The organism is Streptomyces sp. NPDC090077 (assembly GCF_044747545.1).
Lineage (GTDB): Bacteria > Actinomycetota > Actinomycetes > Streptomycetales > Streptomycetaceae > Streptomyces.
On sequence record NZ_JBIVEG010000070.1, the window covers coordinates 1 to 1,984 of the forward strand.

At 69.1% G+C, this 1,984-nt stretch carries 1 protein-coding gene; it reads left to right on the forward strand.

The annotated features are described in order from the left end of the window. The coding region (locus tag ACIPW5_RS39855; protein WP_401256420.1) for an amino acid adenylation domain-containing protein at positions 1-1,984 on the forward strand (1,984 nt) is incomplete at both ends.

Genomic DNA, 1,984 nt, shown 5'->3' on the forward strand with positions numbered 1-1,984 from the left:
ACGGCACGACGCCCACGGAGCACCAGCCGGACTCACCGGCGTCATCGAATACGCCACCGACCTCTTCGACCAACCCACAGCCCACCTCCTCGCCCACCGCCTCCACCACCTCCTCACCACACTCACCACCCACCCCGAACTTCCCATCGGACACACCGACATCCTCACCCTCCACGAACGCCGACAACTCACGACCCTCAACGACACCACCACCCCACCCCCCACTCACAGCACCATCCCCGAACTTTTCGAGGCACAAGCCGCCCGCACCCCCCACGCCATCGCCGTCCGCCACCACGACCAGTGCCTCACCTACGAACAGCTCAACGAACAGGCCAACCGACTCGCCCACCACCTCCGCACCCACGGAACAGGACCCGAGGACTTCGTCGCCCTTGCCCTCCCCAGGTCGCCCGCACTGCTCACGGCCGCCCTCGCCGTGCTCAAGGTCGGCGCCGCCTACCAGCCGATCGACTTGAACTACCCGGCCGAGCGCATCGCCTTCATCCTCCGTGACGCAGCGCCGGCCTGTGTCCTCACCACCGGAGACGTCGAGCACGCCCTGCCTGCCGGCGACACCGTGCGGGTTCTGCTGGAGCACGTGTACGGGAGGCCCCTTCCCTCGACGAACCTGTCGGACCGGGATCGCACCCGGCCCCTGGGGTCGCACAACGCCGCGTACGTCCTCCACACCTCCGGGTCGACCGGCCGCCCCAAGGGCGTGGTCGTCACCCAGGGCAACGTCGTCGACTTCTGTTCATGGGCCGCGCGTGACTACGGACCGGAGCGAATGTCCCGCACGCTCCTGTCCACGTCCCTCAACTTTGACGTGTCGGTCTTCGAGTGGCTCGTCCCGCTCACTTTGGGCGGAACCGTCGAGATCGTGCGGGATCTGCTGGAAGTCATCCAGCGGGGCGGCTGGTCGGGAACCCTCATCAGCGGCGTGCCGTCCGTGTTCGCCGCGGTTCTCGCGGGCGGCCCGGTGGAACTGCATGCCGGTGACGTGGCACTGTGCGGCGAAGCGGTGCCGCCTCAAGTCGTGAAGGATCTGCGCACGGCACTCCCAGAGGCCAGGATCGCCAACATCTACGGGCCCACCGAATGCACCGTCTACGCCACCGCCTGGTACGACGACGGCAACGCCGCCGGTACCGCACCAATCGGCAGGCCGATGGCCAACACCCGCGCCTACGTCCTGGACGCGGGGCTGCGGCTGGTACCGCCGGGTGTGGCGGGAGAGCTGTACCTGGCCGGCGCGGGACTGGCCCGCGGCTACCTCAGGCGCCCGGACCTCACGGCGGAACGGTTCGTTGCGAACCCCTTCGGCCCGGCCGGGGACCGCATGTACCGCACCGGGGACATCGCCCGCTGGAACCGTGACGGACAGCTTGAATTCGTCGGGAGGGCGGACGACCAGGTCAAGATCCGTGGCTTCCGGATCGAACCGGCCGAGATAGCCGCCGTCATCGACCGCCATCCCGACGTGGGCCAGACATTGGTCACCGTCCGCGAGGACCGGCCGGGCACGAAGGAACTCGTGGCCTACGTCATTCCGGCCGACACCGTCCACGGACTCCACGTCGAGGCACTGCGCGAACACACCCGGGCCCTTCTCCCCGCGTACATGATTCCCACCGCGTTCGTCGTCATGGAAGCCTTCCCGCTCGCCCCGAACGGCAAGCTGGACCGGCGCTCCCTGCCCACGCCCGCGCGGGCAGCCGACGCCCCGGGGCGCCCACCGCGCAACGCCGTCGAGGAGTGTTTGTGCCGGGTCTTCGCCGAGATCCTCGACGCACCCGTCATCGGCGTCGACGACGACTTCTTCGGCCTCGGCGGTCACTCCCTGCTCGCGACCCGTCTGATCAGCCGTGTACGGGGAGAACTCGGCATCGAGGTCGGGATCCGTGACGTCTTCGAGGCTTCGACGCCGGCGGAACTGGCACAGCGGGTGGCCGCCGCACGTCCGACAGGGAGCCGGCCGGCA